General features: G+C 64.8%; 25 protein-coding genes and 3 tRNA genes. 13 read left to right on the forward strand and 15 right to left on the reverse strand.

The features are described from left to right. Positions 1 to 23: 23 nt before the first annotated feature. The 9 genes from NG696_RS12710 to NG696_RS12750 all read left to right on the forward strand — a co-directional run bounded on the left by NG696_RS12710 (position 24) and on the right by NG696_RS12750 (position 12,804). Positions 24 to 1,316, forward strand: a complete 1,293-nt coding sequence (locus NG696_RS12710) for an ABC transporter substrate-binding protein (protein ID WP_252575643.1) — start codon at positions 24 to 26, stop codon at positions 1,314 to 1,316. 3 nt (positions 1,317 to 1,319) lie between these two features. After that, a complete protein-coding gene (locus tag NG696_RS12715) occupies positions 1,320 to 2,315 on the forward strand; it encodes a carbohydrate ABC transporter permease (protein ID WP_252575644.1) in 996 nt (331 codons plus the stop codon). Then, complete coding sequence (locus NG696_RS12720) at positions 2,312 to 3,226, forward strand: carbohydrate ABC transporter permease (RefSeq protein WP_252575645.1); 915 nt, start codon at positions 2,312 to 2,314, stop codon at positions 3,224 to 3,226. The genes NG696_RS12715 and NG696_RS12720 overlap by 4 nt, the downstream gene beginning before the upstream one ends. Further along, a complete protein-coding gene (locus tag NG696_RS12725) occupies positions 3,223 to 4,707 on the forward strand; it encodes a glycoside hydrolase family 1 protein (protein WP_252575647.1) in 1,485 nt (494 codons plus the stop codon). Before NG696_RS12720 ends, NG696_RS12725 begins: the two co-directional genes overlap by 4 nt. Beyond that, on the forward strand, positions 4,707 to 5,768 hold the full coding sequence (locus NG696_RS12730) for a LacI family DNA-binding transcriptional regulator (RefSeq protein WP_252575649.1): 1,062 nt from the start codon (positions 4,707 to 4,709) through the stop codon (positions 5,766 to 5,768). Before NG696_RS12725 ends, NG696_RS12730 begins: the two co-directional genes overlap by 1 nt. 180 nt (positions 5,769 to 5,948) lie before the next feature. Then, positions 5,949 to 9,482, forward strand: a complete 3,534-nt coding sequence (locus NG696_RS12735; RefSeq protein ID WP_252575652.1) for a glycosyl hydrolase — start codon at positions 5,949 to 5,951, stop codon at positions 9,480 to 9,482. 650 nt (positions 9,483 to 10,132) lie between these two features. Further along, the gene (locus NG696_RS12740; protein ID WP_252575732.1) at positions 10,133 to 10,654 is read left to right on the forward strand and encodes a recombinase family protein; all 522 of its coding nucleotides are present in this window, start codon (positions 10,133 to 10,135) and stop codon (positions 10,652 to 10,654) included. Positions 10,655 to 10,928: 274 nt separating this feature from the next. After that, entirely contained in the window at positions 10,929 to 11,735 is an 807-nt protein-coding gene (locus NG696_RS12745) for an exodeoxyribonuclease III (protein ID WP_252575654.1), read from the forward strand. Between the two features lie 34 nt (positions 11,736 to 11,769). Then, positions 11,770 to 12,804, forward strand: a complete 1,035-nt coding sequence (locus NG696_RS12750) for a DUF8083 family protein (protein WP_252575656.1) — start codon at positions 11,770 to 11,772, stop codon at positions 12,802 to 12,804. Between the two features lie 37 nt (positions 12,805 to 12,841). Here the strand turns inward: NG696_RS12750 and NG696_RS12755 are convergent, their stop codons facing one another. From NG696_RS12755 to NG696_RS12820, 14 genes are all read right to left on the reverse strand, one after another. Next, a complete protein-coding gene (locus tag NG696_RS12755) occupies positions 12,842 to 13,894 on the reverse strand; it encodes a LacI family DNA-binding transcriptional regulator (protein WP_252575659.1) in 1,053 nt (350 codons plus the stop codon). Between the two features lie 115 nt (positions 13,895 to 14,009). Continuing rightward, complete coding sequence (locus tag NG696_RS12760) at positions 14,010 to 14,987, reverse strand: carbohydrate ABC transporter permease (protein WP_252575660.1); 978 nt, start codon at positions 14,985 to 14,987, stop codon at positions 14,010 to 14,012. Further along, positions 14,984 to 15,949, reverse strand: a complete 966-nt coding sequence (locus NG696_RS12765) for a carbohydrate ABC transporter permease (protein ID WP_252575662.1) — start codon at positions 15,947 to 15,949, stop codon at positions 14,984 to 14,986. Before NG696_RS12765 ends, NG696_RS12760 begins: the two co-directional genes overlap by 4 nt. 92 nt (positions 15,950 to 16,041) lie before the next feature. Continuing rightward, positions 16,042 to 17,382, reverse strand: coding sequence for an ABC transporter substrate-binding protein (locus NG696_RS12770; RefSeq protein ID WP_252575664.1), 1,341 nt, complete (start codon positions 17,380 to 17,382; stop codon positions 16,042 to 16,044). Positions 17,383 to 17,694: 312 nt separating this feature from the next. Continuing rightward, complete coding sequence (locus NG696_RS12775; protein WP_156380383.1) at positions 17,695 to 17,853, reverse strand: hypothetical protein; 159 nt, start codon at positions 17,851 to 17,853, stop codon at positions 17,695 to 17,697. 211 nt (positions 17,854 to 18,064) lie between these two features. Further along, positions 18,065 to 18,676: a hypothetical protein gene (locus NG696_RS12780; protein ID WP_252575666.1), complete on the reverse strand. Its 612-nt coding sequence runs from the start codon at positions 18,674 to 18,676 to the stop codon at positions 18,065 to 18,067. Further along, the gene (locus NG696_RS12785; protein ID WP_252575734.1) at positions 18,673 to 19,242 is read right to left on the reverse strand and encodes a DUF6286 domain-containing protein; all 570 of its coding nucleotides are present in this window, start codon (positions 19,240 to 19,242) and stop codon (positions 18,673 to 18,675) included. Before NG696_RS12785 ends, NG696_RS12780 begins: the two co-directional genes overlap by 4 nt. A gap of 74 nt (positions 19,243 to 19,316) precedes the next feature. Next, positions 19,317 to 19,697: a hypothetical protein gene (locus tag NG696_RS12790; RefSeq protein ID WP_252575668.1), complete on the reverse strand. Its 381-nt coding sequence runs from the start codon at positions 19,695 to 19,697 to the stop codon at positions 19,317 to 19,319. After that, entirely contained in the window at positions 19,694 to 19,885 is a 192-nt protein-coding gene (locus NG696_RS12795; protein WP_111907359.1) for a hypothetical protein, read from the reverse strand. The genes NG696_RS12790 and NG696_RS12795 overlap by 4 nt, the downstream gene beginning before the upstream one ends. Further along, positions 19,882 to 20,358: an Asp23/Gls24 family envelope stress response protein gene (locus NG696_RS12800; protein ID WP_252575736.1), complete on the reverse strand. Its 477-nt coding sequence runs from the start codon at positions 20,356 to 20,358 to the stop codon at positions 19,882 to 19,884. Before NG696_RS12800 ends, NG696_RS12795 begins: the two co-directional genes overlap by 4 nt. A 185-nt stretch (positions 20,359 to 20,543) precedes the next feature. After that, a complete protein-coding gene (locus NG696_RS12805) occupies positions 20,544 to 20,753 on the reverse strand; it encodes a hypothetical protein (protein WP_252575669.1) in 210 nt (69 codons plus the stop codon). A gap of 78 nt (positions 20,754 to 20,831) precedes the next feature. Beyond that, a tRNA-Phe gene (locus NG696_RS12810) sits at positions 20,832 to 20,907 on the reverse strand. 48 nt (positions 20,908 to 20,955) lie between these two features. Further along, positions 20,956 to 21,029, reverse strand: a tRNA-Asp gene (locus NG696_RS12815). 91 nt (positions 21,030 to 21,120) lie between these two features. Then, positions 21,121 to 21,193, reverse strand: a tRNA-Glu gene (locus NG696_RS12820). Positions 21,194 to 21,359: 166 nt separating this feature from the next. Here NG696_RS12820 and NG696_RS12825 point away from each other — a divergent pair. Both NG696_RS12825 and NG696_RS12830 read left to right on the forward strand, forming a co-directional pair. Then, positions 21,360 to 22,409, forward strand: a complete 1,050-nt coding sequence (locus tag NG696_RS12825) for a PHP domain-containing protein (RefSeq protein ID WP_252568313.1) — start codon at positions 21,360 to 21,362, stop codon at positions 22,407 to 22,409. 53 nt (positions 22,410 to 22,462) lie between these two features. Continuing rightward, complete coding sequence (locus NG696_RS12830) at positions 22,463 to 23,407, forward strand: DMT family transporter (RefSeq protein WP_252568311.1); 945 nt, start codon at positions 22,463 to 22,465, stop codon at positions 23,405 to 23,407. Positions 23,408 to 23,424: 17 nt separating this feature from the next. Here the strand turns inward: NG696_RS12830 and NG696_RS12835 are convergent, their stop codons facing one another. Next, positions 23,425 to 24,045 carry a class I SAM-dependent methyltransferase gene (locus NG696_RS12835; RefSeq protein WP_252568309.1) on the reverse strand — a complete coding sequence of 207 codons (621 nt, stop codon included), beginning with the start codon at positions 24,043 to 24,045 and terminating at the stop codon, positions 23,425 to 23,427. 72 nt (positions 24,046 to 24,117) lie between these two features. On the opposite strand from NG696_RS12835, the gene NG696_RS12840 reads away from it, so the two are divergent. Together NG696_RS12840 and NG696_RS12845 are read left to right on the forward strand one after the other, a co-directional pair. Beyond that, complete coding sequence (locus NG696_RS12840) at positions 24,118 to 24,546, forward strand: metallopeptidase family protein (RefSeq protein ID WP_056348808.1); 429 nt, start codon at positions 24,118 to 24,120, stop codon at positions 24,544 to 24,546. 10 nt (positions 24,547 to 24,556) lie between these two features. Then, entirely contained in the window at positions 24,557 to 25,477 is a 921-nt protein-coding gene (locus tag NG696_RS12845; protein ID WP_252575671.1) for a cation diffusion facilitator family transporter, read from the forward strand. Positions 25,478 to 25,596 lie beyond the last annotated feature (119 nt).

Below are 25,596 nucleotides of genomic sequence, written 5' to 3' on the forward strand. Positions count from 1 at the left end.
ATCTTGACGAAGGAGTCTTCCCTGTGAAAAACCCAAACAAGTTCTCTGTGCTGTCGGCTGCGGCCGCCTGCCTGGCCCTTTCGCTGACGGCCTGCGGTTCATCCGCCCCCGAGAAGGCCGGTGCGGACGGGGCCACCGGTTCCAAGCCGGTGACCCTGACGGTTGGCACGTTTAACGAGTTCGGCTACGAAAAGCTTTTTGAAGAATACGAAACGCTGAACCCCAACGTGACCATCGAGCACAAGAAGGCCGCCACCACCAACGAAGCCCGGGACAACCTCACCACCCGGCTGGCCGCCGGCTCCGGATTGTCCGACATCGAAGGCGTCGAGGTGGACTGGCTGCCCGAGCTGCTGCAGTATCCGGACCGTTTTGCCGACCTAAGCGACCCCGCTGTTGAAGGACGCTGGCTGGACTGGAAGGCCGACGCTGCGAAGACTGCCGACGGGAAGCTTCTGGGCTACGGCACCGACTCCGGGCCCGAGGCGGTCTGCTACAACGCCGAGCTGCTCAAGAAGGCAGGCATGCCTACCGAGCGCGGGGAAGTTGCGAAGATGCTGGGCACAACCTGGGACAGCTACTTCGAGGCCGGCAAGACATTCAAGGCCGCGAACCCGGGAGCGGCGTGGTTCGACTCCGCAGGAGCCATCTACCAGGGAATGAGCAACCAGCTCGAAAAGGCCTATGAGGAGGAGGACGGGACCGTCATCGCGACGGACAACGAGAAGGTCAAGGACACCTACAACCAGGTCCTGGAAGCCTCCACCGCGGACGGGCTTTCGGCCCACCTGGGCCAGTGGAGCGATGACTGGGCTTCCGGTTTCCAGACAGGCGCCTTCGCCACAACGCTTTGCCCGGGCTGGATGCTCGGGGTCATCGAGGGCAACGCGGCCGGAGTTACGGGCTGGGACGTGGCCAACGTCTTTCCCGGCGGCGGCGGAAACTGGGGCGGCTCCTACCTGACCGTCCCGACCCAGAGCGAGAACCAGGCCGAGGCCAAGAAACTGGCCGGCTGGCTGACCGCCCCCGAGCAGCAGGTCAAGGCTTTCACCGCAAAGGGCACCTTCCCGAGCCAGAAGGCGGCACTGGAAAGCAGTGAGCTGCTGGGCCAGACCAATGCGTTCTTCAACGGTGCCCCCACCGGCAAGATCTTCGCCGAGCGGGCCAAGGCCGTCGAAGTGACGCCGTTCAAGGGCACCAAGTTCTTTGCCATCAACGACGCCATGCAGCAGGCCCTCACCCGTGTGGACGTTGACAAGACGGACGATGCAGCCTCCTCGTGGGAGAAGTTCGTCACTGCCGTGAAGTCCCTGTAAGCCATGACGGTTACGGACCAGGTCAAGCCCGGGAGCGCCGGTGCTGAGGCACCTCCGCCGGACGCCGGCGGCAGGGGTGTCCGGCGTCTGGCCTTCTCCCAGCAGGTCTCCAAATGGGACGTAAAACTCTCCCCCTACCTCTACATTTCCCCGTTCTTCCTGCTGTTTGGCGTCACGGGCCTCTTCCCGCTGCTCTACACGGGCTGGGTATCGCTGCACAACTGGAACCTCATCGGCGGGCAGGGGAAGTTCACGGGCCTGGAGAACTATGCGTTCGTCCTGGCGCAGCCCTACTTCTGGAACGCGGTCGGCAACACCCTCAGCATCTTCCTCCTCTCCTCCGTGCCCCAGGTCATCATTGCCCTGGTGATAGCGGCGGTGCTGGACGCGAACCTGAGGGCCCGGACGTTCTGGCGGATGGGGGTCCTGGTTCCGTTCGTCGTCGCGCCGGTGGCGGTGGGCCTGATCTTCAACAACCTCTTCGCGGACCAGTTCGGCCTGGTCAATGAGATGCTGAAAGCTATTGGCCTGGACCCGGTCCGGTGGCATTCCGAGTCGCTCGCCAGCCACACGGCGATCGCCACCATGGTGAACTTCCGCTGGATCGGCTACAACGCCCTCATCTTCCTCGCAGCCATGCAGGCGATCCCGCGGGATGTGTTTGAAGCTGCCACGATCGACGGCGCCGGCCGGCTGCGGCAGTTCTTCTCCGTCACCGTACCCATGCTGCGGCCCACCGTGATCTTTGTGGTCATCACGTCCACCATCGGCGGACTGCAGATTTTCGATGAGGCGCGGGTCTTCGACCAGTCCGGGCTGGGCGGGGCCGACAGGCAGTGGCAGACCCTGACCATGTACATCTGGGAACTCGGCTGGGGCCAGCGGAACTTCGGCAGGGCCTCCGCCGTGGCGTGGCTGCTCTTCGTGATGATCGTGCTGATAGCCCTGCTCAACTTCATCATCACCAAGCGCATCGCAAGCCAGGGAGGCCGCAAATGAGCTCCATCCCCATGATCGAACAGAGCGCCGGCAAGGGCGCCGCCCGGGCCGCGGCACGGCGGGGGCCCGGCGCCGGGCACCGAACGGGCTCCTCCAGCGTCCGCCGGCCCGGGTTCCTGACGTACGGGTTCCTCGGCGCCGTTCTGCTCGCATCCCTTTTTCCCCTGTACTGGTCCTTCCTCGTAGGCAGCCATGACAACACCGTCCTGAGCCGGGGAATCCCGCTGCTGCCGGGCGGGAACTTCCTGGCCAACGCGGGGAAGGTCTTCGACAGCATCCCGTTCTGGAAGGCCATGGGCAACAGCCTCATCGTCTCCAGCGTGACGGCGGCATCCGTCGTGGTGTTCTCCACGCTCGCCGGGTTCGCCTTCGCGAAGCTTAGGTTCCGGGGGAGCAAGGGGCTGCTGGTTTTCGTTGTCGCCACCATGGCGGTCCCGACGCAGCTGGGTGTGGTCCCGCTGTTCATTGTGATGTCCAAACTGGGCTGGACCGGCTCGCTGTGGGCCGTCATCATTCCCGGTGTTGTCACGGCTTTCGGGGTGTTCTGGATGACCCAGTATCTCCGGGACGCCCTACCGGACGAGCTCATCGAGGCGGTGCGGATGGATGGCGCCTCGATGATCCAGGCCTTCTGGTACCTCGGATTCCCGGCCGCCCGGCCCGCGGCCGCCATGCTCGCCCTCTTCACGTTCGTAGCCACCTGGACAAACTTCTTCTGGCCGTTCATCGTCCTGGACCCCTCAAACCCCACCCTTCCGGTGGCACTGCAGCTGCTGCAGGCCGCACACTTTGTGGACTACTCGGTAGTTCTGGCAGGTGCGGTCCTGGCCACCGTTCCACTGCTGCTGTTGTTTGTCGCTGCCGGCCGCCAGCTCGTTTCCGGAATTATGCAAGGAGCAGTAAAAGGATGAGTTCCACCCAATTTCCGTTTCCGCAGGGCTTTCTGTGGGGGGCAGCTACCGCTGCCTACCAGATCGAAGGCGCAGCGCACACCGACGGCCGGCAGGACTCCATCTGGGATACGTTCGCACGGATCCCCGGCGCCGTAGCAGACGGCCACAACGGCGATCTGGCCTGTGACCACTACCGTCGCTACAAGCAGGACGTGGCGCTCATGAGCCACCTGAACATGAAGGCCTACCGGTTCTCCACGTCGTGGGCCCGCTGCATGCCCGACGGCGTCACCCCGAATCCCGAAGGCATCGCCTTCTACTCCCGGCTGGTGGATGAACTGCTGGCAGCCGGAATCACGCCCTGGCTGACCCTCTACCACTGGGACCTCCCCCAGGCCCTGGAGGACAAGGGCGGCTGGGCCGACCGGGACACCGCCTACCGCTTCGCCGAGTACGCAGCCCTCATGCATAACGCGCTCGGGGACCGGGTCCGGATCTGGACCACCCTCAACGAGCCGTGGTGCTCGGCTTTCCTCGGCTACGCGGCAGGCATCCACGCGCCGGGACGGCAGGACCCGCGGTCAGGGCTGGCTGCCGCCCACCACCTGCTGCTCGGTCACGGTCTGGCGGCCCGTGATCTCCGCAGCCAGGACCCGGATGCCACCCTGGGCATCACGCTGAACCTGACGGTCGCCGACCCGCGGGACCCCGACAGCGCCGGCGACCGCGACGCCGCGCGACGGATCGATGGCCAGTTCAACAGGATCTTCCTGGACCCGTTATGCAGGGGAGAGTATCCGGCCGACCTTCTGGCAGACGTGGCACACCTGGGAATAGCTGACTTCGTCCACGACGGGGACCTGGACATCATCTCCACCCCCGTGGACCTGCTCGGTGTCAACTACTACCACGGGGAATCGCTCACCAAAGACCCTGCGGACCCGGAGGACCACGCGGAGCAGAAGACGGCGGCGGACCCGGAACAGGCGGCCCGCCCGGTGTCCTCCCCGTTCGTGGCAGCCGACGGCGCGCGCTCGGTATCCCGCGGCCTGCCAGTGACGGGAATGGGCTGGGAAGTCCAGCCGGAAGGGCTGCGGCGCCTGCTCAACCGGCTGCAGGCCGAATACACCGGCCCGGCCGGGATTCCCATCTACATCACCGAGAACGGCGCAGCCTACGACGACGTCCCTGACGACGTAGGGTTCGTGGACGACCAGGACCGGCTGGGATTCTTTGCAGCCCACCTCCAGGCGGTGCACGGCGCCATCGCAGACGGCGTGGACGTCCGCGGGTACCTGGCCTGGTCGTTGCTGGACAACTTCGAATGGTCCTTCGGTTACCACCAGCGCTTTGGCCTGGTCCGGGTGGACTACTCAACCCAGGAACGCATCCCGAAAGCCAGCGCAGTGTGGTACGCGGCGGTGGCGGCCACCAACGCCATCCCGGTCGGCAGCATCCCCGTGCCGTCTTCGGAGTCTGGTGTCGTATTGTCTGTGTAATGAACGAAAACACCCGCCGCCCTGCCCTCCTGCAAGCAGGGCGGCCCAGTCCGACGCTGGAGGATCTAGCCACGGCTGCCGGAGTGTCCCGCTCCACCGCGTCCAGGGCGATCAACGGCGGACTGAAGGTCAGCCCCGCAGCCCAGGCCGCCGTTGACGCCGCGGTCGTGGCCCTCGGGTACACACCCAACCGGGCGGCGCGGAGTCTGGTAACAAAGCGCACCGCTTCGGTTGCGCTGGTGATTCCGGAGCCCGACGCGCGGGTCATGATGGATCCCTTCTTCGCCGCCGTCATTACGGGCGTCAATGAGGCCCTCCGGGGTACCGACATGCAGTTGGTGCTGCTGATGTCCCGCGCAGGCGATGACTCCGCGCGGACCATACGGTACCTGCGCGGCGGCCACGTCGACGGCGCCATTGTCGTCTCGCACCACAAGGGCGACGACTGGGCGGAGACGCTCGGGAGCACAGGCCTGCCGACCATCTTCATAGGCAGACCCTGGGATACGAGCTTCGGCGTTCCGTTTGTGGATCTGGACAATTTTGAAGGCGGCAGGTTGGCCGCACGGCACCTGGCCGGCATCGGACGCACCCGGCTTGGGACTGTGGCCGGACCTGTTGACATGCCCGCCGCAGCCGACCGTCTCGATGGATGGCTGCAGGGGTTGCGGGACGCCGGATTGCAGCCTGGGCCCGTCGTCCATGGGGACTTTACGACGCCGGGCGGTGCGGATGCCGCACGGCACCTGTTCACCGAGGCGCCGGAGCTGGATGGCGTTTTTGCCGCCTCGGACCTGATGGCGCTGGGCGTGATCGAGTTAGTGCGGAGCGGAGGCCGCAGGGTGCCGGAGGATGTAGCCGTCGTGGGGTTCGATAATCATGCTCTCCTGGCAGCCCACGGCTTGGGCCTGACCACGGTGACACAGCCCATGGTGGACATGGCCGTGACGGCCGGGCAGCTCCTGATCCGTGCCATTGAAGATCCGGAGCTGCCTCTGGAGCCGGTTATCTACCCGGCCGAGCTCGTGGTGCGCGGCAGCACTGCAGGGCCAACCACTTAGAACCCGGGCCCGCCTGCTGGGCCCGTTTCACTTTTCCGTCACCCTCCCGAAAAAAGTCCTTGCGCTTTCCAGCGGGGATGCCTACTCTGTGTGAGAGCGCTCCCACGACCCCGTATGGGTTGACCCATGGGTTGCTTGCCCGTGAAGCAACGTCGCGACACGGAACACAGGGAGAGCATCATGACCATCCACCACAACGTCCGGGCACCAGGAGAGATCCGAAGGAGGGGAGGCACCACAGCCTCCCGGCTTGCCGTTCTCAGCGTCGCCGCCGTTCTCCTTGGCGGGCTTATCCCGGCCGGCGCGGCGCAAGCCGAGACCCTGCCCGCTGGCAGCGGCAGCTACACCACGGACACCATCGGCCCGGCTCCCGAGGGTTGCGCACCGCTGGCCACGGATGCCCGCGCCTACGTGACCGACACCGCCCCGGCCGGAGCTGTTCCCACCAATGACTGGTGGTCCTCGCTCCTCTTCAAGAAGTACAACTGCGTCGGCAGCGAGCCCCTGCACGCGCATCCGCTCTCCTACCTCCCCCAGGCCGCCGGCCTGGGACTCTCAAACACCACGACGCCGACCATGAGCGGCACCCCGGGCGAAATCGGCGAGTTCCACTATGCCTACGCGCAGGACGTGACGGTCGGCGTCGCCGGGCTCACCGCCCCGGTCGTCGAGGTCGCCGACTGGACCGACTGGACTGTCACCCCCTCGTGGAGCGACGGCACCCGGTCGATGACCGCGACCATCGGCCACGGCCTGCCATTCAGCTGGTACGACATCGCCGGCGGAGACGCAGTCATCACCGCAGGAGCCGACCTGCGCGTCTGGCTCAATGACGGTGAGCGCATCGGGTTTAGCTCCGGCGGCGGGGACTACGTCGCGTTCGCCCCCACCGGCGGGGCCTGGACTGTCTCGGGCACGAAATTGAGCAGCACCCTCGACGGGAAGGGGTATCTCTCCGTGGCGGCACTGCCGACGAGCCCCACCGACACGGACGCGGCGCGCACCGCAGTCGCCGACAGCTACACGCCGTACGCGTACGCCAAGGTCACCGGAACCCGGGCTGATTTCGTCTATAACGAGGCCGGGAGCGTGGTTGAGACCACCTACTCGGCCGAGACTAAGGTGCAGGAGGGAGCCAACTCAGGCACCGTGCTGTCGCTCTACCCGCACCAGAGCGCCTACCTCGATGGCGTGACCGGCGACGGACCATCGGCCGGAGCGACCCTGGACCGCACCTACGTGTCCCCCCGCGGGGCCATGACCACGCTGGTCGGGGCAACCTCCTTCACCACGGCCACCCCCTTCACCGGGGTGCTGCCCGAGGTTCCCGCCGTTGCGACCGGGGCCGGTGACGCCAACGCCCGCCTGGACGCCCTGCTGGACCAGGTTGCGGCCGATCCGATGAGCATCGACAAGGACGACACCTACTGGACCGGCAAGGCCCTCGGTCGCGCCGCCCGCATCGTGGAGATCGCCGACCAGCTCGACCGCACGGCCGTGCGCGACACGGCATTGGCCCAGATGAAGGAGACCCTCACCAACTGGTTCACTGCCTCACCCGGCGAGACCGAACAGGTCTTCTCCTACAACTCCAACTGGGGCACCCTCGTCGGGTTCCCGGCGTCGTACGGCTCCGATAAGGAGCTCAACGACCACCATTTCCACTATGGCTACTTCGTCGTGGCGGCTGCCACCCTGGCACGGTTTGAACCGGAGTGGGCAGCCGATGCGGCCTACGGCGGCATGGTGGATGAGCTGATCGCGGATGCGAATAACTTCGAGCGCGCCGATACCCGCTACCCGTACCTGCGCGACTTCGACATCTACGCCGGCCACGACTGGGCCTCCGGCCATGGCGCCTTCGGTGCCGGAAACAACCAGGAATCGAGTTCCGAGGGACAGAACTTCGCCAACGGCCTCATCCAGTGGGGAACGGCCACCGGCGACACCGCCACCCGCGACGCCGGAATCTACCTCAATGCAACCCAGACCGCCGCCATCCAGCAGTACTGGTTCGATGAATCCGGCGCCATGCCCGACTCCTTCGGGCACACCACCGCGGGCATGATCTGGGGCGACGGCGGAACCTACTCCACGTGGTTCAGCGCCGAGGCCGAGATGATCCAAGGCATCAACACCCTGCCGATCACCGGCGGGCACCTCTACCTGGGCCTGCGCCCGGATGACGTTGTGTCCAACTTCGCCGAAATGGTCGACGTGAACAACGGCAACCCGACCGTCTGGCAGGACATCCTGTGGTCCTACCTGGCCCTCGGGGACGGGCTGGCAGCGCTTTCGGCACTGGATAACGACCGTGAATACCCCGAGGAGGAAGGGGAGAGCCGGGCCCACACCTATCACTGGATTGCCAACCTTGCAACGCTTGGAAACCTGGACAGCAGCGTCCACGCCGATGACCCGATGGCCGCCGTGTTCACGAAGGACGGCGCCAGGACCTACGTGGCGAGCAACATCACCCAGGAACCCCTCAAGGTCACCTTCTCCGATGGCACCGTGCTCGACGTCGCCGCCGGCAAGACAGTGACGTCCGGTGCGCAGACCTGGAGCGGTGGCGGAGCGCCGAGCGGCACGGAAGAGCCCACGGACCCCACGGACCCGCCCGCCCCGACCACCACCACGTTCTACCTCGGCACCGACGGATCGTTCCTGTCCCAGCCCGGCACCGCGCCGGTGGCGACACTCGCACCCCGCAGCGGACCCGACGCCGTCGGTGATCCGACAACCGGCCTCACCCTAACGGCCGAAAACCTGAACGGCACTTTCGCGGGCAGCAGGACCGCGTTCGATATCGGTGTGGACACGGCAGGTGTCGGGAACGGAACGCGCATCAGGGTCTCATATGACCTGACCGGCGACGGCACCTTCGACCGGATCGAAACCTACAACTATTTCCCCACCGACCCGGTGGCGGGATTTGAGCGGTACACCTCGGAGCTCGGCTTCACCTCCGTCGAAGGGGAGCTTGGAGCCTTGGTGGATGGTTCCATGAAGGTTGAGCTATGGAACGTCCTGGGCACTTCGCCGTCAACCATCGACTTGGCCACTTCGGTGGTCAAGGCACCCTTTGCAGGGCTCACCCTGACGGGCGGCGGTTCGGAGCCCGAGCCGGAGCCTTCAGGTCTGCCCGGTAGCCCCGCCGAAGTGAAGCTGACTCCTGTCAGTGGTTCCGCTATTGATGTCGTCTGGGCGGCCCCGACCGTCACCGGCACGGCTCCGGTCACTGACTACCGGCTGCAGTACCGTGCCACCGGTGCCACTGAGTGGGTGCCGGTGTATGACGCCGTAACGTCCACGCCGGGAGCCCGGATCCAAGGACTCAACCCCGGGACTGAATACCAGGTCCGGGTGCAGTCAGTCTCGGCAGCGGGGCTCGGCGAATTTTCCCAGCCGGTGGCGGCCAGCACCTCCCCGGCACCATCCGCCCCCCGCGGTGCGGTAATAAAGGTCCAGGGCAAGTCTTTGCTGGCGTCCTGGACCGCACCTGCCTCCGATGGCGGGTTTCCCATCACCGATTACCTGATTGAGACATCCACCGACGGCGTGAACTGGAAGACCTTCGGCGACGGGGTCAGTACCGCAACCAATACCAAGATCACGGGACTCCTCGGGAAAACCGAATACCTAGTGCGGATCGCCGCGGTCAGCGAGATCGGCACCGGAGCCTGGTTGACCACCAAGGCTACGACCAAGTAGCCCCTACAGGCAGCCAGCCGGCGGCCGCTGCGACTCTCTCATTATGGAGAGTCGGAGCGGCCGTTCGTTTGCAGACATAGTTCCGTACCCCCGCCCGCCGCCAAGGCAGAAAGGAAACCCCACGATCCTGACGAAATTCGCCCTCGTGCGCCAAGGCCGGTCCGACGGATGGGCAGCCTGCAAGGATCCACGGACACGTCGCTCAACGACGACGGCCGCCGTCAGACGCGTGACGACTCCCCTGACCGGCATTTGACTGTCACACAGGTTTGGATCGGCCCCGGTACGACCGGGGTGGATAACCCTTGCCGCAACACCCAAGCACCTTCAGGAGTTGCATTGGCTTCGGACAAAGACACCGCAGTTGAGGCCGCGGCGTGCGGGAAAGGCGGCCGTGTGGAAGCACTATGTTCGGCTCACGAGGCAAAGGGAGCATCTCCTCGGCACTGAATATTTCCTGTCCACTTCTCTCATAAAGTGACCGCTCACCGACGACGTTCCGTTAATCCGCTCGCTCGATCCTCGTCATAGGAATCTGCTAGAACCGCCATATCTAAGTGTGATTTGACCGCCAATGCCACCTAACATCCACAATTGGGTACGCCCGCATCTCGACCGCGAAACAGGACCTCGACCGGCAGATCGACGCACTGCGCAGCGAAGGCATCCCTGCCCGGCACATTTACGTGGACAAGAAATCCGGATCCACCGCAAACCGGCCTGGACTTCATGAAGCACTCGACCAGGCCCGCGACGGGGACGTGATCGTGGTGCACACCCTGGACCGGTTGGGCCGCACCGTCCGCGACACCCTGAACCTCATCCACGACCTGGCCGGTCGCGGCGTCGGAGTCCGGAACCTGGCTGACCCGATCCGGGTTGATTCCGCCAAACCGGAGGATCCCATGTCGCAGCTGGCAGTTGTGATGCTCGCGCTCTTCGGCCAAATGGAACGAACCTACGCGATCGAACGCGCAGCCCACGCGCGTGCCGTTGCTGCCGCTAAAGGCAAGAGGATCGGCCGCCCCAGCGTGGTCGATCCAGCGAAACTCGCCTACGCCGCGCACCTTCGCGACCAGGAAAATCAGTCCATCTCCGAGATCGTCAAAGCCACCGGTGTCAGCGCTCCAGCCTCTACCGTTACCTGCCGCCCCGACCACCGGAGACGCTGACCGCCGATGACCAGCCGAAAGCCTAAAAGTCCCTGACGTCGGCGGCGGTTCGTGCAGGCGGCTTCAGACAGAATGACGGTTGGTGCACGCGACTTCGAACAAAACGACGGTTTGTGCAGACGACTTCGAGCGCTTCCGTGTCAGGAGTCGTCTGCACAAGGCCCGTACTTCCACGGGATCCAGTGCAGACGACTTCTGAAACTGACAAACGGCCTGCGCTGGCTTTCCCGCCGCGGCAACGCCTCCGGGCAACAAGTTCGGTAAGTTAGGAACTGTGAAGATTGCTACCTGGAATGTAAACTCCCTCCGTGCCCGCGCCGACCGTGTGGAGGCCTGGCTGCAGCGCAGCGATTGCGACGTCCTGGCCATCCAGGAGACCAAATGCAAGGACGAAAACTTCCCCTGGGAGCTGTTCGAACGCATGGGCTACGAGGTGGCCCACTTCGGTGTGAACCAGTGGAACGGCGTGGCCATCGCGTCCCGGGTTGGCCTGGAAGACGTGGAGCGCACGTTCCTGGACCAGCCTCCGTTCGGGAAGGCCGGCAAGGATCCCGTCCAGGAGGCCCGCGCCATGGCGGCGACGTGCGGCGGCGTCCGGGTCTGGAGCCTCTACGTGCCCAACGGCCGCTCCCTGGACGACGAACACATGCCCTACAAGCTCAAATGGCTCGAATCCCTCAAGGGCCATGCCCACGGACTGGTCGCGGCGAACCCGGATGCCCAGGTTGCGCTGATGGGTGACTGGAACATCGCGCCCCTGGATGAGGACGTCTGGGACATCGGTCTCTTCCTGGCCCAGGGCTACACCCACGTCAGCCCGCCGGAGCGGGCGGCCTTCCACGCTTTCGCAGAGGCCGGCTTCACCGACGTGGCACGCCAGTACACGCCCGGTCCCGGCGTCTACACCTACTGGGATTACACCCAACTGCGCTTCCCCAAAAAGGAGGGCATGCGCATTGACTTTGTCCTTGGCTCCCCCGCGTTGGCGGCCCGCGTCACGGGCGCGTCGATCGACCGCGAGGAACGCAAGGGCAAGGGCGCCTCGGACCACGCCCCCGTTCTGGTGGAACTGGCGGACTGATGGCTGCAGCCGGGGCCCAGGAAGGGAAACTGTAATGACGGGAAACCTCTACCGGGGCCAGGCCGGGCTGCCGTTCTCCTCCACCCTGCGCGTCTACGAACCGCTGGAAGCCTTCCCGGAAGGACAGCGGGAGGCCATCCGGACCGCCGGTGCCCGCACAGCCTCCCGGGCCGCCGTCGAAAACGCCGAACTGCTGGCCTCGCTGGGCCGGATCACCCGCTCCGGTGGTGACCCGTTCCCCACCGGGCGGACGGACCTGGTCCGCGTCACCAGCATTCCCGGTGTACCCCCCGGGCGGACGCCGCAGCCAGGAACGCCCGACGCCGGTGCTGCCGCCGGCCCCGGTGGTGCTGCCGGCCCGGGTGCCGAGGCCGGGGTGGGTACCGAGTCAGGCTTGGGTACCGGGATAGGCGCCGGTTCCGACCTTGGGCCTGACGCTGGGGGCGACGGCGGGCGTGACGCTGGGTCCGGGCGCGTCCTGCTGTACTGCCCCAGCCAGCTGGTCCTGCGCGCCGGCCTCGCCGCCAATGCCCTCATGGAAGGCATCCACGGCCCGCTGGCCGAGATGCTGATTCCGGAAGAGCAGCGGGACAAGCACCAGGAACGCATTGACCAGGTCAAAGCACGTGACGGCGCCATCCGCGTGCATACCCGCGCCTCCACGTGGGGCATCCCCTTCAGCTGGTTCTCACTGTTTATGGAAGGCGACCATAAGGACGTGGTGGAATCAGGCGGGCGCATCCTCACCGTCAGGGTGTGGGCTCCCATCACCGAAGCCATGGAGCGGGCCCGGTACGCCGTAGCCCACCTGGCATTGGCCGCCCCGGACCTGGACATGCTGGACGACCTCGCCCAGCTGACCGAATGGCTGGAGCTGTTCCACATCAATTCCATGGTGGAACTCGACTATGGCGCCGTGGCGGACAAGGTGTACCCGGACGAGTCGCCGATGGACATCAGGCTGGGCATCGAATGCCTGGCAGAAGGCGACATGACGGGCGCCGCGGCGGCCTACCGCAGGCTGGCCTCCCGCTGGATTCCCATCCGGCAACTCGCCCGCGCGTCCTGACCGAGGCTTCCTGGATCAGATGCGGCGCAGCGCCTCCTCAGGAAGGAGGCGGCGCCGTCGTACGCCTGATGATGAGTTGGTGGGGCGCGACGGCGGACCGGACCGCCCCGGCTGTGCCGTCCAGTTCATCGATGAGCATCTTGGTGGCCAGCTCGGCCTGTTCGTCGGGCCGTTGTCCCACTGTGGTCAGGCCCATCGCGTCGGCGAAATCGTGGTCATCGATGCCCACCACCGAGAGGTCCTCAGGGACCCGCACGCCTACGCGTGTGGCCTCGAAGATGACGCCCATAGCCATTTCGTCGGAGGCGCAGAAGATGGCGGTTGGTTTGGGGCCTGACCGGGCCCAGAGGCGCCGGAAGGCCTCCTGGCCGCTGCGGACCGTGAAGTCTCCCCATTCGTCCCACTCGGGGCGGGTGGGCAGCCCGGCTCCTGCCATGACGTCCTTGAAAGCCAGGATCCGCACGCGGGGAACGTCGAAGTTAAGGTCCGTTTCGTCGTCGCCGTGCAGGAGGGCAATGTCGCGGTGACCGAGGTCGATCAGGTGCCGGACGGCGGTGGATGCAGCGGCGTAGTCGTCGATGCCGATGTACGCGCACTCCTCCACATGACCGCCCACCACGATCAGCGGGATATCAATCTTCTGGAGGTGGTCCAGTTCGTCGTGGCTCAACGCCATACAAAGGACAAGCAAGGCGTCAATCTGCTTGTAAACCATGGTCTTGCTGAACAGGCGCTCACGGTTGCTGCCGTGACCGCCCAGGTTAAAGAGGGAAAGGTTGTAGTGGCGGGCGTGAAGTTCGCGGTCCGCGCCCTCGATGGCCTTGGAGAAGAACCAGCGGCTCACGAACGGGGCCAGCACGCCGATGGTCTTGGTGCGGCCGGTGGCCAGTCCTGACGCCGACGACGACGCCACGTAACCCAAAGCCCCCGCCACCTCGAGGATCTTCTCCCGGGTAGCGGGTGAAACCCTGGGCAGCCCGCGAACGGCCCGGGAAACGGTGGCGGTGGATACGCCGGCGGCCGCTGCCACGTCCTCAATGCTGACGCCGCTGTGGCCACCCCGTTGAGACCTTTCAGCCATGCGTGCCACCGTTTCCCCTCATGGGCTCAAACTTAATATCCGCTATGCATTTGCCCCCAAGCCATGCTAGGTTGCGGGCCGTCCGACGTCACAGTGTTACCTGCTTGCCTCCCCTTGCATCCGGTCAGCCCTTGAGGCCGCCGGCCAGGAGACCCCGGACAAAGTAGCGCTGCAGGCCGAAGAACACAGCGAGCGGCACAATGATCGACACGAACGCAGCCGCAGGGTTCAGGTAGTCCCTGTTTCCCCGGGTACCGGAGATCTCGGCGAGCCGTTGGGTGATGGGCGCTACGTCTGCCGTTCCACCGGAGAACACCAATGCCACCAGCAGGTCATTCCAGACCCACAGGAACTGGAAGATTGCCAGGGATGCCAGAGCCGGCACGGACAACGGCAGGATGATCCGCCAGAAAATGGTGGTGTGTCCTGCCCCGTCCACCTTCGCGGCCTCGATAACTTCGCCCGGGATCTCCGAGATGAAGTTATGCAGCAGGAAGATGCCCAACGGGAGCCCGAACATCGTGTGGGCGATCCAGAGCTGGGTATAGGAACCCGGCGGAATCTGAAGCACCTGGGTGAACAGCGTCAGCAGCGGAATGAGGGCCATCTGCAGCGGGATGATCTGCAGCGCGAAAACGATAATGAACGCCCATTCGCGGCCTTTGAAGTTGCCCCACGCGAACATGTAGGCCGCCATGGAGGCGAGCACCAGGACAAAGACGGTTACCGGGATGACAATCGCCAGGGAATTGACGAAGTACTGCGAAAGGTTTGCCGACTGCGATCCCGCCGCTGCCGTGACATCGACGTAATTCTTAAAGGTGAAATCCCAGTCCGCAAAAAAGTTCCACCAGCCATCCGAACGCGGGCCCACCTGCTTGGCCGCCGGACGGATGGAGGACACCAGGAGACCGAACGTGGGCACGGTCCAGATCGTCGCAATGATCACGGCGGCCGCGGTGGCCCACCGTGAGGTCAGCTTGGTCTTGACCCGCCGCATGATCGGCGCGGAATCCTCCGGGGTCGCCGGACGGACCTTGTCTTTGCGTGACTGGGTCCGGGAAGTGTTGGCCGCCTCATCCGGCGCTGGCATCACGGTCATCGAATTTCCCTTTGCTGACGGAGTACGCGGGCGTTGTAGACCACGATTGGCAGGACGAGGAGGAACAGGATGAGGGCAAGTGCTGCGCCCCTGCCCGGTTCGCCGGCACGGAAGGCCTGCGTGTACATCTCGTTGGCGACCACTGAGGTGTCATAGTTGCCCGCCGTCATGGTGCGGACAATGTCGAAGACCTTCAGCGTGGCTATGGTGATGGTTGTCAGCACCACCACCAAAGCACCCCGGATGCCGGGAACGGTCACATTGCGAAACTGCTCCCAGGCGTTGGCTCCGTCGAGGCGCGCGGCCTCAACCAGTTCCATCGGAACGCCCTTGATGGCAGCAGAGAGGATCACCATGGCAAAGCCTGTTTGGATCCAAACCATCACGATGATGAGGAAGACGGTGTTTTCCGGGGCATCGAGGAGGAACTGCTTGGGATCCATTCCCAGCATGACCCGCAGAGCGTTAATAACGCCCGTCTGTTCGATGCCGGGGCCGCGGTAGTCGTAGACGAGCTTCCAGATGATGCCGGCGCCAACGAATGAGATGGCCATCGGCATAAAGACCAGGGCTTTGAGGACCTTTTCGCCGCGGGCTTTGTCGATGAACACCGCGTAAGCGAGGCCGAAACCGGTGGAAAGGAACGGCACCAGCACCGTCCAAATGACAGTGTTTCGCAGCGTAACCAGCGCCTCGGGCTGCGTGAACATCCAGACGAAGTTATCGACTCCGTTTGGTTGTCCGGAGGCATTCGTGAATGCCAGGAACGACGTCTGAACTGCGGGATAGACCAAGCCCACCAGCATCAGGATTGCCGCTGGCGCCAAAAAGCCAACGATCGTCAGTTTGTCTTTGACTGATTTGGGAGCCCTGTCCACAATCAGCATGATCAGCCCAATTAGCGCGGCAAAGACCGCTAAGGCGATAAAAACTTGAAGAAACTTTCCTCCAAGAAACTCCATTGCCCAACCTCCGTGGTGTGCGTGGATTAGTTTGTTCGGTATCAACATTGCGCCCTTGGGACTTGTTGTCCCAAGGGCGCGATGCGAGGAGGTTAGCTCTTAGGCCAGCTGCCTTCGATGCTGTCGGCAACCTGCTGGGCGGGAGTGCCGTTGATCCATGCAACGATGCCCTTCCAGAAGGAGTTGGAGCCTACGGCGCCGGGCATCAGGTCAGAGCCGTCGAAGCGGAAGACGGTGTCCGGATCCTGGAGCAGGGCGATGGACTGCTTGTCGAGTTCCGTCTGTGCGTTTGCCGGGTCAAGGCCCTTGTTGGCGCTGATGCTGCCGCCGAGTTTGACGCGGTTGTTGGCGAACTCGGCACTGGCCAGGTAGGCCTGGAATGCCTGGACCTCGGGGGTGTCCTTGTAAGCGCCCACCATCTCGCCGCCGCCGGTGATTGCCTGGCCCTTGCTGGCGTCAACGGGAGGCGTCATGAAGGCCCAGACGTCGCCCTCGGGAGCCACAACGGTCCCTTCCGGCCAGTTGGCTGCCTGGAAGTTGGCCTGGTGGTGCATGGCGCACTGGCCATCGAGGACAGGCTGACCTGCCTGCGCGAAGCCTGTTGTCAGGATGGAGCGCACATCGCCGAAGCCGCCGTTGACGTACTTAGAGTCAAGGAGGATCTCGCCGGTCTTGTTCATGGCATCCACGATCTTGGGATCGTTGAAGGGGATCTCATGGGTCACCCACTGGTCATACACTTCGGGGCCCTGGGCGCGGAGGACAACGTCCTCGACCCAGTCGGTGCCGGGCCAGCCGGTCGCTTCGCCGGATTCGAAACCTGCACACCAGGGCTTCATGGCGCCGTCATCAGCGATCTTCGACGACAGTGTCATCATTTCGTCCCAGGTCTTTGGAACTTCCCAGCCCTTGTCCTTGAACGTATTCGGGGCGTACCAGACGTAACCCTTGACGTTCGCGAGCATCGGTGCCGCGTAGAAGGTCCCGTCCACCGTGCCGTACTTCTTCCAGTCAGCGGACCAGTTCTTGTCCACAAGATCCGAGACTGCCTTCGGAGCCGGCTTCAGGCCGCCTGCCTTGGCCTGATCGGCCAGGAGGCCTGGCTGCGGGAAGATGGCGAGGTCCGGGGCGTTTCCTGCCTTGGCCCGGACACCGATCTGGGTCTCGAATTCCTTGCTGCCCTCGTATTTGATGGTTGCGCCGGTGCATTCCTCAAACGTTGCCCAGGCGGTTTCCAGGTTGGTAGCTTCGATGTCCACGATGGTGGAGTAGACGGAGACGGTCTTGCCGTCGTGCTTGCCGTAACTCTCGTAGGCAGAACAGTCGCTGCCGGTGGTGGTGCCGCCACCGCCACCGCCGGGACTACATGCCGTCAGGGACAGCGCCAGAATTCCGGTGGCAGCAACCGGAAGCAGGTATTTGCGGTTTTTCATGCTGAGGACTCCTCGGTGAGTTACAGAACTTCAACAGGTGAGACTAAGGTGACCGACATCTTCACGTGGTGTGAATCACACACTAATCAGGCTCCGGCAAGGAATGCAAGCGTTTACATGCGGTTGTGTCCGAAAAGATATCTAGGCCCAGTCCACGGGCGTTTGACGCCGCAGCGTTGTCGTTCGAGGCGCTAAGATGCCCTCGACTCAGTGTTCTCATGCCCGCAGGCTGCACAAAGGAATGGGCGCCGCGCTCCCTGGGGAGCGCGGCGCCCGATAAGGCCTTTTTGGGGCATGCCCCACTGATTTGGCCTACTTGCCGCCCTTGAACAATCCCGCGATTCTGGCGCCGAGGCTCTTGACGAACTGCTTGACGTTGTCAATGGCTTCGCCGGCGAACTTCCTGGCCTTTTCAGCAGCGCCTTCGATTCCGTGTTTGGGTGCTTCGGTGCCGGTTACTTCTTCGCTCATGTTGTTCTCCTTTAGTTGACCGGCATTCCAGCCGGCCGGTGAGACCCTCCGCCAGGCGAGGACCGCCGGGCAGGGATGACCAGCTGTCCCCGCATCACCTTACGGCCAGGAAGCGCGCACCATTCACCAACAGGGTCGTTTCGGGTCACTTGGCCACCTTGACATGACGCGGAGGGCATCCATGCCCTATGGGTCGTCCCCTTCAGAGCAGCTAACGGACGCGTTCGGCCCGGCTGAACCGTGTCCTGGCCCCGGCACCGATGTGGATCAGGACCGGCGTCTGCTTGCCCACGACTTGGTCCAGGGCGTCCACCAGGGCAGAGACCTCGGCCGCCAGAAGGTGCGGCGCCACGCCCTGGCGCGGCTGGAGCCGGATTTTCAAGGCGGGGCTGCCCTGGACATCGTAGGTTGCCACCGTGGCACCCGCCAGGTCGGGCCGTTCAGCCAAGGCGTGCTTCAACGCCTGCTCGGCTACTCCCCCGCTGATCCGCACATCCCCGGCCACTGTCCCGGGATCGTACTCGGCCACCAGCAGGTTGCTCCGGCCTTTGCCCTGCTGCGCGATCCAGGCAACCATCAGGCCGATCAGAACCACCAGGGCAAGCGCCATCACAATCCAGAGCCAGCTTTCCGGACGTCCCGGAAAGCGGGTGTTGTCGAAGGACTGGTTGACGCTGCGCCAGGCCGCGCCGGACCAGGCATGCCACCAGGTTCCCACGGGCGGAACCGTGGCCAGCAGGACGAGCAGGATGCCCACGGCGAGCAGCTTGAGACCGAGGAGGCCCAGCAGGATCCTGTTGAGGAGCGAGGGTGTGGCCGTCATGCTCCAATTACTCCTACGGTGGAAATGTTGACGCGGACGTCAGGCAACGGGACCAGTGACATCCCGCTGAGTTCGGCCTGGACCGCGGCCAATACCATCGCTTCGGCCACGGGAACCCCTGACGTGGGGCGCACGTTCACGATGACCTGCCGCCGGGACACCACCACCATGACCTGTTCCGGGGTGACATTGGCGGCGAGCCGTGCGCTGCGCGCCAGGGCGGAGGCGATGACTTCGTCATCGACCACCACAGCGGACGAAGATCCGGTGCCGTTCAGCACGTGCCGGGCGAGTCGTCCCGGCAGGATGGCGTTGAGTAGGAAAAACAGTCCCACCATGGCGACGACGGCGCCACTGGCACCGAGTAGCAACGGCGGGATACCCGCCGGCAGGGCAACGATGCGCTCCGCCGCCAGCTGTGGTTCGATCAGCCAGGCCGGCTGTCCAATGGCGTGCACGGCCGCTTCGAGAAGACCGTAGCCGGCCAGCCCCATCACCAGGACAGCCGCCATTGTTGCCACCGCTGCCCGGGTGGAATGCGTTTCCCGGTAGACGACCCTGCGCATATCAGGTTGCGCCTGGGCCCGGGCGCGGCTTGCTGGCCTCGAATCCGCCAGGTCCCCGTCAACTGATCCGCCGCTCACTGGACCCTGCCTCCCTCGATCGGCTTAACGCCACTGATACGGATATCTACCCTGCTCAGACGGGCGCCGCTGAGGGCCGTGACCGTCGAAAGGATCCTGGCTTTAGCATCGACCGTCCGGTCCCAAATGGATCCGCCGAACGCGGCGACCCGGCCTGCGTCCCTGAGCACGGTGGCCAGCGGCGGGATCCTGATAGGTGACACCAGCGACAAAGCCAGCAGGCCGTCGTCGTCCGTCCAGTCCGCCCGGACATCGTGGGGATCCACACCGAGGGCCTCCGCGGCCGCCGTCCTGGCAAGGCTGGTCAGGGCCTGCGTGCTGATGCGGTTGTGTCCGCTCAGGACCTGCCCGGGGACGGAAGGTGCCACTGACGTCATGACGAGGAGCGCCGGCCGATGATGGCATCCAAGACGCCGCGCAGGTCCAGTTTCCCTTCCGCAGCGCGGCCCAGGAGGGCGCCGATGGCCATAAAGAGGAGCGAGACCAGGAAGCCCCACAGCCCGAACTGGAAGGACATAAACGCCACGAAGGCGCCCATGGCGATCCCCACAACGGTCAGATTCACAGCAGTGCCTCCCTCTCGGCGACGGCAGGGGCTCCGGCCTTCACCGGCGGCGCCACGTAGACATCGGTTACTTCGACATTGACTTCAATGACCTGCAGGCCGACGAGTTCCTCGACCGCGCGGTAAACGGCTGATCTGACCTGATCGGCCAGGGAATGCAGGGGCGTGCCGTAGGAGGCCACCAGGCTGATGTCCACTGCCACCTGTGTCTCGCCGACCTCTGCGCGGACACCTGCAGCATGGTCCGAACCGCCGACGGCGTCCCGGATGGCTCCCAGCGCCCGGGACGGGGCCGAGCCCAAAGAATAGACACCGGGCACGGCACGGGCCGCAATGCCGGCAACTTTTGCCACGGCGGTCTCAGCGATCACGGTGCGGCCATGCCCGGGTACGGGCGCCTGGCTGGCGGCATTGTGGCTGGCAGCCAACTGGCGCTCGACGCCCGCATCGGGTTGTGGGTTCTGGTATTCCATCAGGCACTCCCCTTCTATTGCTCCCAACCCTATCTCCTGCGTGCGCAGGGGTGCCCGCATGGATGGTCCGGGTTGCCGATGGCCCGGGGTTAAAGAAGAAAACACCAGTTCGGAAGAACTGATGTTTCCCGGGGTCCGCATGCCGCTCGACGAGCGAGCTGGCGGCTACTTGCCGTATTCGATCGCTAGGCCCATGAGGGAATGTATCGGGCGTACTTCTTCGCTACGCCGTAGCTCACATCCTGTTTGATGAGTCCTTGTTCGATGGCAGCGCTGATTATTTGTGAGGTAGTCGAGGACTTGTCAGGTCCCAGCCCAAACCGCTTGCGCAGTGACGCATTGGTCATGTGGTCGCTGGCCAAATACCGCAAAACGCGTTCCAGAACGTGGTGCATTCCCGGAATCCTGATGGCCCCACCAGCTGCCGGGTTAAAGAAGAAAAGCACCAGTTCCGAAGAACTGATGCTTCCCAGTGGTGGCTCCGACCGGCGTCGATCCGGTGACCTTTCGATTTTCAGTCGAACGCTCTACCAACTGAGCTACAGAGCCTAGGTGACATGTCACCTTGACCGCCGGAATTTCTTCTGGCAATCAGAGCGACCCTGACGGGACTTGAACCCGCGACCTCCGCCGTGACAGGGCGGCGCGCTAACCAACTGCGCTACAGGGCCTTGATTTTTCTTGCTTCGCGGCATCGCTACCGCTTTTTTCAAGGCTTCCAGCTTACCAGACCTTTTAAGCCTGCCAGACCACTTCCTTGCGTACCCCCAACGGGATTCGAACCCGTGCCGCCGCCGTGAAAGGGCGGTGTCCTAGGCCGCTAGACGATGGGGGCCAGAACCCGTTCGGCACAAAATAAAAGGCTTCGAGCCGAGGCTCTCAGTCTTTCGTTTGCAGTTGCTCCGAACTGGACTCTAAAACTATAGGGCCTCGGCGGGAATAACTCAAAATCGGCTCCCAGACACCTGACCGAAGCCGCCGATACAGGCGAAGATGGACAGATGGATGCCGTCGCCGCGCTCAATGAAATTGCTTTCTGGTTGGAACGGGAACGCGCTGCCGCCTTCAAGGTCCAGGCTTTCCGGAAGGCGGCCGGGATCATCGCCGGGCTTGACCCTTCCGACGTGACGGCCCGGGCCCGTGACGGCAGGCTCAAGAGCATGAAGGGCATCGGTGACAGGACCTACCAGGTGGTCCGGCAGGCAGTGGACGGCGAGGTGCCCGAGTACCTTGAGGGCCTTCGCCAGCGCAGCGCGGCGCCCCTGGCGGACGGCGGGGCCGAGCTCCACGCAGCACTCCGCGGCGACCTCCACAGTCACAGCGATTGGTCCGACGGCGGCTCACCCATCCAGCTCATGGCAGACGCCGCGCGCCTGCTGGGCCGCGAGTACCTGGCCCTGACAGACCACTCTCCGAACCTGACCATCGCCAACGGGCTCAGCGCCGAGCGCCTGACCGAACAGCTCGACGTTGTGGCTACCGTCAACGCCGCCGCCGCAGTTGACGGCAAAAAGGACGGATTCCGGCTCCTGACCGGCATCGAGGTGGACATCCTGGAATCCGGCGAACTGGACCAGTCGCCGGACATGCTGGAACGGCTGGATATTGTGGTGGCCAGCGTCCACTCCAAGCTTCGGGCGGACCGCGACACGATGACCCAGCGGATGCTCCAGGGCATCCAGAACCCCCAGACCAACGTGCTCGGCCACTGCACCGGACGCCTGGTGGAGGGCTCCCGTGGCACGCGGCCGCAATCGGACTTCGACGCCCGGGAGGTCTTCGCGGCGTGCGCGGAATCCAACGTGGCGGTAGAAATCAACTCCCGCCCCGAGCGGCAGGACCCGCCGGATGACCTGATCCAGCTGGCCCTCGACGCCGGCTGCCTGTTCTCGATCGACAGCGACGCCCACGCTCCGGGCCAGCTCGACTTCCTCCAGTACGGGGCTGCCCGCGCCGCGCATAACAACATTCCCGCGGAGCGCATTGTGACCACCTGGCCCCTGGAGCAGCTGCTGGAGTGGTCGGCCCGGGATTGGCAGAAACTCGACTAGACGTGACCGATTCCCGCCAGCTGCCGGCGTCGCCCCGGGGATAGATTGGCAGCATGGCTTCAAGCACCCCTCCCAGCGCAGCAACAACAACGGCGCTTCGCCCACCACCTGGCCGAACAAATGCGCTCGGCGTCGCCGCCGTGGTGGTCACCGTGGTGCTCTGGGCTTCGGCGTTCGTGGGGATCCGGGCCATCGGCCCCACCTTCTCCCCCGGATCCCTGACCCTGGGCAGGCTGGCGGTTGCCGCCGTCGTGCTCGGTGCACTGGTGCTGCCGCAGCTGGCCAAGAGCAGAGGGCTGCCGCAAGGCCGCGAATGGTGGCCCATCCTGGGGTACGGCGTGATGTGGTTCGGCGGCTACAACGTGGCCCTGAACGCGGCGGAACACCTGCTGGACGCCGGGACCGCCGCGCTGCTGATCAACGTCAACCCCATCCTCGTTGCCATCATGGCCGGTTTCTTCCTGAAGGAGGGCTTCCCGCGCTGGCTGATTATCGGGAGCCTGGTGGCGTTCGGCGGGGTGGCGCTGATCGCGCTCGGATCCGGCTCAGGTTCCGGGGAACGTTCGACGGCGGATGTGGCGGGCGTGCTGCTCTGCCTCCTTGCCGCCGTGCTCGCCGCCGTCAGCGTCATCATCCAGAAGCCGGTGTTGCGGAAGTTCCCGGCGGGCCAGGCCACCTGGTTCGGCATCATGGTGGGGGCGGTCTGCTGCCTGCCCTTCAGCGGCCAGCTGGTGTCCGAACTGCAGTCCGCCCCGCTGCCGGCAACACTGGGCCTGGTGTATCTGGGCGTCTTCCCCACCGCCATTGCATTCACCACGTGGGCCTACGCGCTGTCGCTGATTGACGCCGGAAAACTGGCGGCCACCACCTACCTGGTGCCGGGCACCACCATCCTGATCTCCTGGCTGGTCCTCAGCGAAGTCCCCGCCGTGCTGGGCCTCGTAGGCGGGGTGGTCTGCCTGGTGGGTGTGGGCCTGACGCGCCGCAGGTCCCGGTAGGAGCGGTCCATTCAGCGTCAGGAGCGCTTCACTGCCGTGCCCGCGATGATCGGCGTGGCCAGGGCAACAGCCGGAGCCTCCAACCTGCTGACTTCCGTGAATTCGAACCCGGCTTCGCCGATGGATGCCACCGTGTTCCGGTTGAGGTGGCACCCGGGCGCCACGCAGCGGCCCCACAGACCGTCCAGCCTGTCCTGCCAGCGGGCCGCACGGCCCTGTCCGCGGACATGTTCCAGCACCGCAAGGGTACCTCCGGGTTTGAGCACCCTGCGGGCCTCCAACAGGGCAAGCCGCTGATCCGGCACCGAGCACAGCACCAGGGTGAAAACGACGGCGTCAGCTGTCCCGTCCGGCAGGGGCAGGTGCTCCGCATCAGCGTCGGAAACCTCCACCGGAACGGGCGACTCCCCCAGACGTGCCCTCAATCTGGCCCGCATGTAGGGATCCGGTTCCACAAGGATTACGCGGTCAGCATGGCGGAAGTGCCGCAGGTTGGCCCCGGTGCCAGCGCCGACGTCCACCACTGTTCCCGCCAGCGCGGAGAGCAGACGCGCCCGGCGCGGAGACAGCTCCCTGCGCTCTACAGAGGCCGACAACGTGTCGTACATGGCGGCAAAAACGCGATGGCGGACGGACATCCGGCTCCTCACAGGCGGTCAGGGATCGGATTCAGTATGCGCGCCAACCCGGCTGCGGACTAGAGTCTGCTTATGCCCGTCAACCTGCCGCCCGGCCTGCCCATCATCCCCGATGGCCCGCAAGAGTCCGGTCCGTTTGAGATGTCCGCTGACGATTTCGAAGCCGCCGTCACGGATGCCCTGGGCCTGATCCCCGCCAAGCTTGCGGCCGCCATGGACAACGTGGCGGTGTTTGTCGAGGACGACTACGTGCCCGGCCCGGGCGAGGACCCGGACACCGTTCTGCTGGGCCTCTATGAGGGTGTTCCCTTGACGGAGCGGGATTCCTGGTGGGACGCCGGTTCGCTGCCGGACCGGATCACCATCTTCCGCCAACCCATCCTGGACATCTGCGGGTCCCGCGACGAGGTGATCCAGGAAGTGGCCGTGACGGTGGTCCACGAGATCGCCCACCACTTCGGCATCGATGACCGGCGGCTGCACGAGCTCGGCTGGGACTAGCCTTGTAGGCATGGGACACGACCACAGCCACACACACGGGATCACGGCAACAGGACGGCACCGCAAACGGCTCATCGCCGTCCTGACCATCACCCTTGCGGTGGTGGTGGTCCAGGTGATCGGCGCGGCACTGTCCGGATCATTGGCCCTGCTGGCGGACGCTGGCCACATGCTCTCCGACGCGGCAGGCGTGACCATCGCGCTCCTGGCTGCCTGGATCGCCGGACGCCCGGCGAGTGACCAGCGGACCTACGGCTACCAGCGTGCAGAGGTCCTGGCCGCCCTGGCCAACGCCCTGATCCTGATTGTCATCTCGGTGGTCATCTTCACCGAGGCCATCCGGCGGATCGGCTCGGCGCCCGAGGTCCACACCGACATCATGCTCTTCGCCGCTATCCTGGGCGCGGTGGCCAACCTCGTTTCGCTGCTGATCCTGCGCGGCGCGCACCAGGACAGCCTGAACGTCCGGGGCGCCTACCTTGAGGTGCTGGGTGACCTGCTGGGCTCAGTCGCTGTCATCGTTGCTGCCCTCGTCATCATGTTCACCGGCTACCAGGCCGCCGATACGATCGCCTCCGTGCTCATCGCCCTGATGATCCTGCCTCGGGCCTGGAGCCTGCTGCGGGATGTGGTGGACGTCCTCCTGGAGGCAACCCCGAAAGGCGTGGAGGTGCAGATGATCCGCGAACACATCCTCAGCGTTGAAGGAGTAGTCGACGTCCATGACATCCACATCTGGACCATCACGTCCGGCGTGCCGGTGTTTTCGGCCCACGTGGTGGTGGAGGACGGCGTCCTTAATGCCCGCGGCGCCGACCAGCTCCTGGACAAGCTCACCACCTGCCTGGGCTCCCACTTTGACACCGAGCACTGCACTTTCCAGCTGGAACCCGCCAGCCACTCAGAGCACGAATCGCGCCAGCACGCCTGACCCTTGCGGCGGACGACACAGGGACGGCCTCCGACACGCCGGTCCAGATGTGCCGGAATCGCACTCTTGTTGTTTATGTTATTGATGTGACCAGTGTTGCCAAAGTGCACACGCTCACG

Origin of the sequence: Pseudarthrobacter cellobiosi (assembly GCF_023913755.1) — a bacterium.
Taxonomy (GTDB): domain Bacteria; phylum Actinomycetota; class Actinomycetes; order Actinomycetales; family Micrococcaceae; genus Arthrobacter; species Arthrobacter cellobiosi.

What these genes read in the sequence shown, in the direction of transcription:
- NG696_RS12720 (WP_252575645.1), top strand. Translation starts at nt 2,312, where the DNA reads ATGAGCTCCATCCCCATGATCGAACAGAGCGCCGGCAAGGGCGCCGCC.
- NG696_RS12715 (WP_252575644.1), top strand. Translation starts at nt 1,320, where the DNA reads ATGACGGTTACGGACCAGGTCAAGCCCGGGAGCGCCGGTGCTGAGGCA.
- NG696_RS12780 (WP_252575666.1), bottom strand. Translation starts at nt 18,676, where the DNA reads ATGACGGCCACACCCTCGCTCCTCAACAGGATCCTGCTGGGCCTCCTC.
- NG696_RS12800 (WP_252575736.1), bottom strand. Translation starts at nt 20,358, where the DNA reads ATGGAATACCAGAACCCACAACCCGATGCGGGCGTCGAGCGCCAGTTG.
- NG696_RS12790 (WP_252575668.1), bottom strand. Translation starts at nt 19,697, where the DNA reads ATGACGTCAGTGGCACCTTCCGTCCCCGGGCAGGTCCTGAGCGGACAC.
- NG696_RS12845 (WP_252575671.1), top strand. Translation starts at nt 24,557, where the DNA reads ATGGGACACGACCACAGCCACACACACGGGATCACGGCAACAGGACGG.
- NG696_RS12735 (WP_252575652.1), top strand. Translation starts at nt 5,949, where the DNA reads ATGACCATCCACCACAACGTCCGGGCACCAGGAGAGATCCGAAGGAGG.
- NG696_RS12825 (WP_252568313.1), top strand. Translation starts at nt 21,360, where the DNA reads ATGGATGCCGTCGCCGCGCTCAATGAAATTGCTTTCTGGTTGGAACGG.
- NG696_RS12725 (WP_252575647.1), top strand. Translation starts at nt 3,223, where the DNA reads ATGAGTTCCACCCAATTTCCGTTTCCGCAGGGCTTTCTGTGGGGGGCA.
- NG696_RS12840 (WP_056348808.1), top strand. Translation starts at nt 24,118, where the DNA reads ATGCCCGTCAACCTGCCGCCCGGCCTGCCCATCATCCCCGATGGCCCG.
- NG696_RS12765 (WP_252575662.1), bottom strand. Translation starts at nt 15,949, where the DNA reads ATGGAGTTTCTTGGAGGAAAGTTTCTTCAAGTTTTTATCGCCTTAGCG.
- NG696_RS12760 (WP_252575660.1), bottom strand. Translation starts at nt 14,987, where the DNA reads ATGACCGTGATGCCAGCGCCGGATGAGGCGGCCAACACTTCCCGGACC.
- NG696_RS12805 (WP_252575669.1), bottom strand. Translation starts at nt 20,753, where the DNA reads ATGCACCACGTTCTGGAACGCGTTTTGCGGTATTTGGCCAGCGACCAC.
- NG696_RS12770 (WP_252575664.1), bottom strand. Translation starts at nt 17,382, where the DNA reads ATGAAAAACCGCAAATACCTGCTTCCGGTTGCTGCCACCGGAATTCTG.
- NG696_RS12830 (WP_252568311.1), top strand. Translation starts at nt 22,463, where the DNA reads ATGGCTTCAAGCACCCCTCCCAGCGCAGCAACAACAACGGCGCTTCGC.
- NG696_RS12785 (WP_252575734.1), bottom strand. Translation starts at nt 19,242, where the DNA reads ATGCGCAGGGTCGTCTACCGGGAAACGCATTCCACCCGGGCAGCGGTG.
- NG696_RS12775 (WP_156380383.1), bottom strand. Translation starts at nt 17,853, where the DNA reads ATGAGCGAAGAAGTAACCGGCACCGAAGCACCCAAACACGGAATCGAA.
- NG696_RS12835 (WP_252568309.1), bottom strand. Translation starts at nt 24,045, where the DNA reads ATGTCCGTCCGCCATCGCGTTTTTGCCGCCATGTACGACACGTTGTCG.
- NG696_RS12750 (WP_252575656.1), top strand. Translation starts at nt 11,770, where the DNA reads ATGACGGGAAACCTCTACCGGGGCCAGGCCGGGCTGCCGTTCTCCTCC.
- NG696_RS12730 (WP_252575649.1), top strand. Translation starts at nt 4,707, where the DNA reads ATGAACGAAAACACCCGCCGCCCTGCCCTCCTGCAAGCAGGGCGGCCC.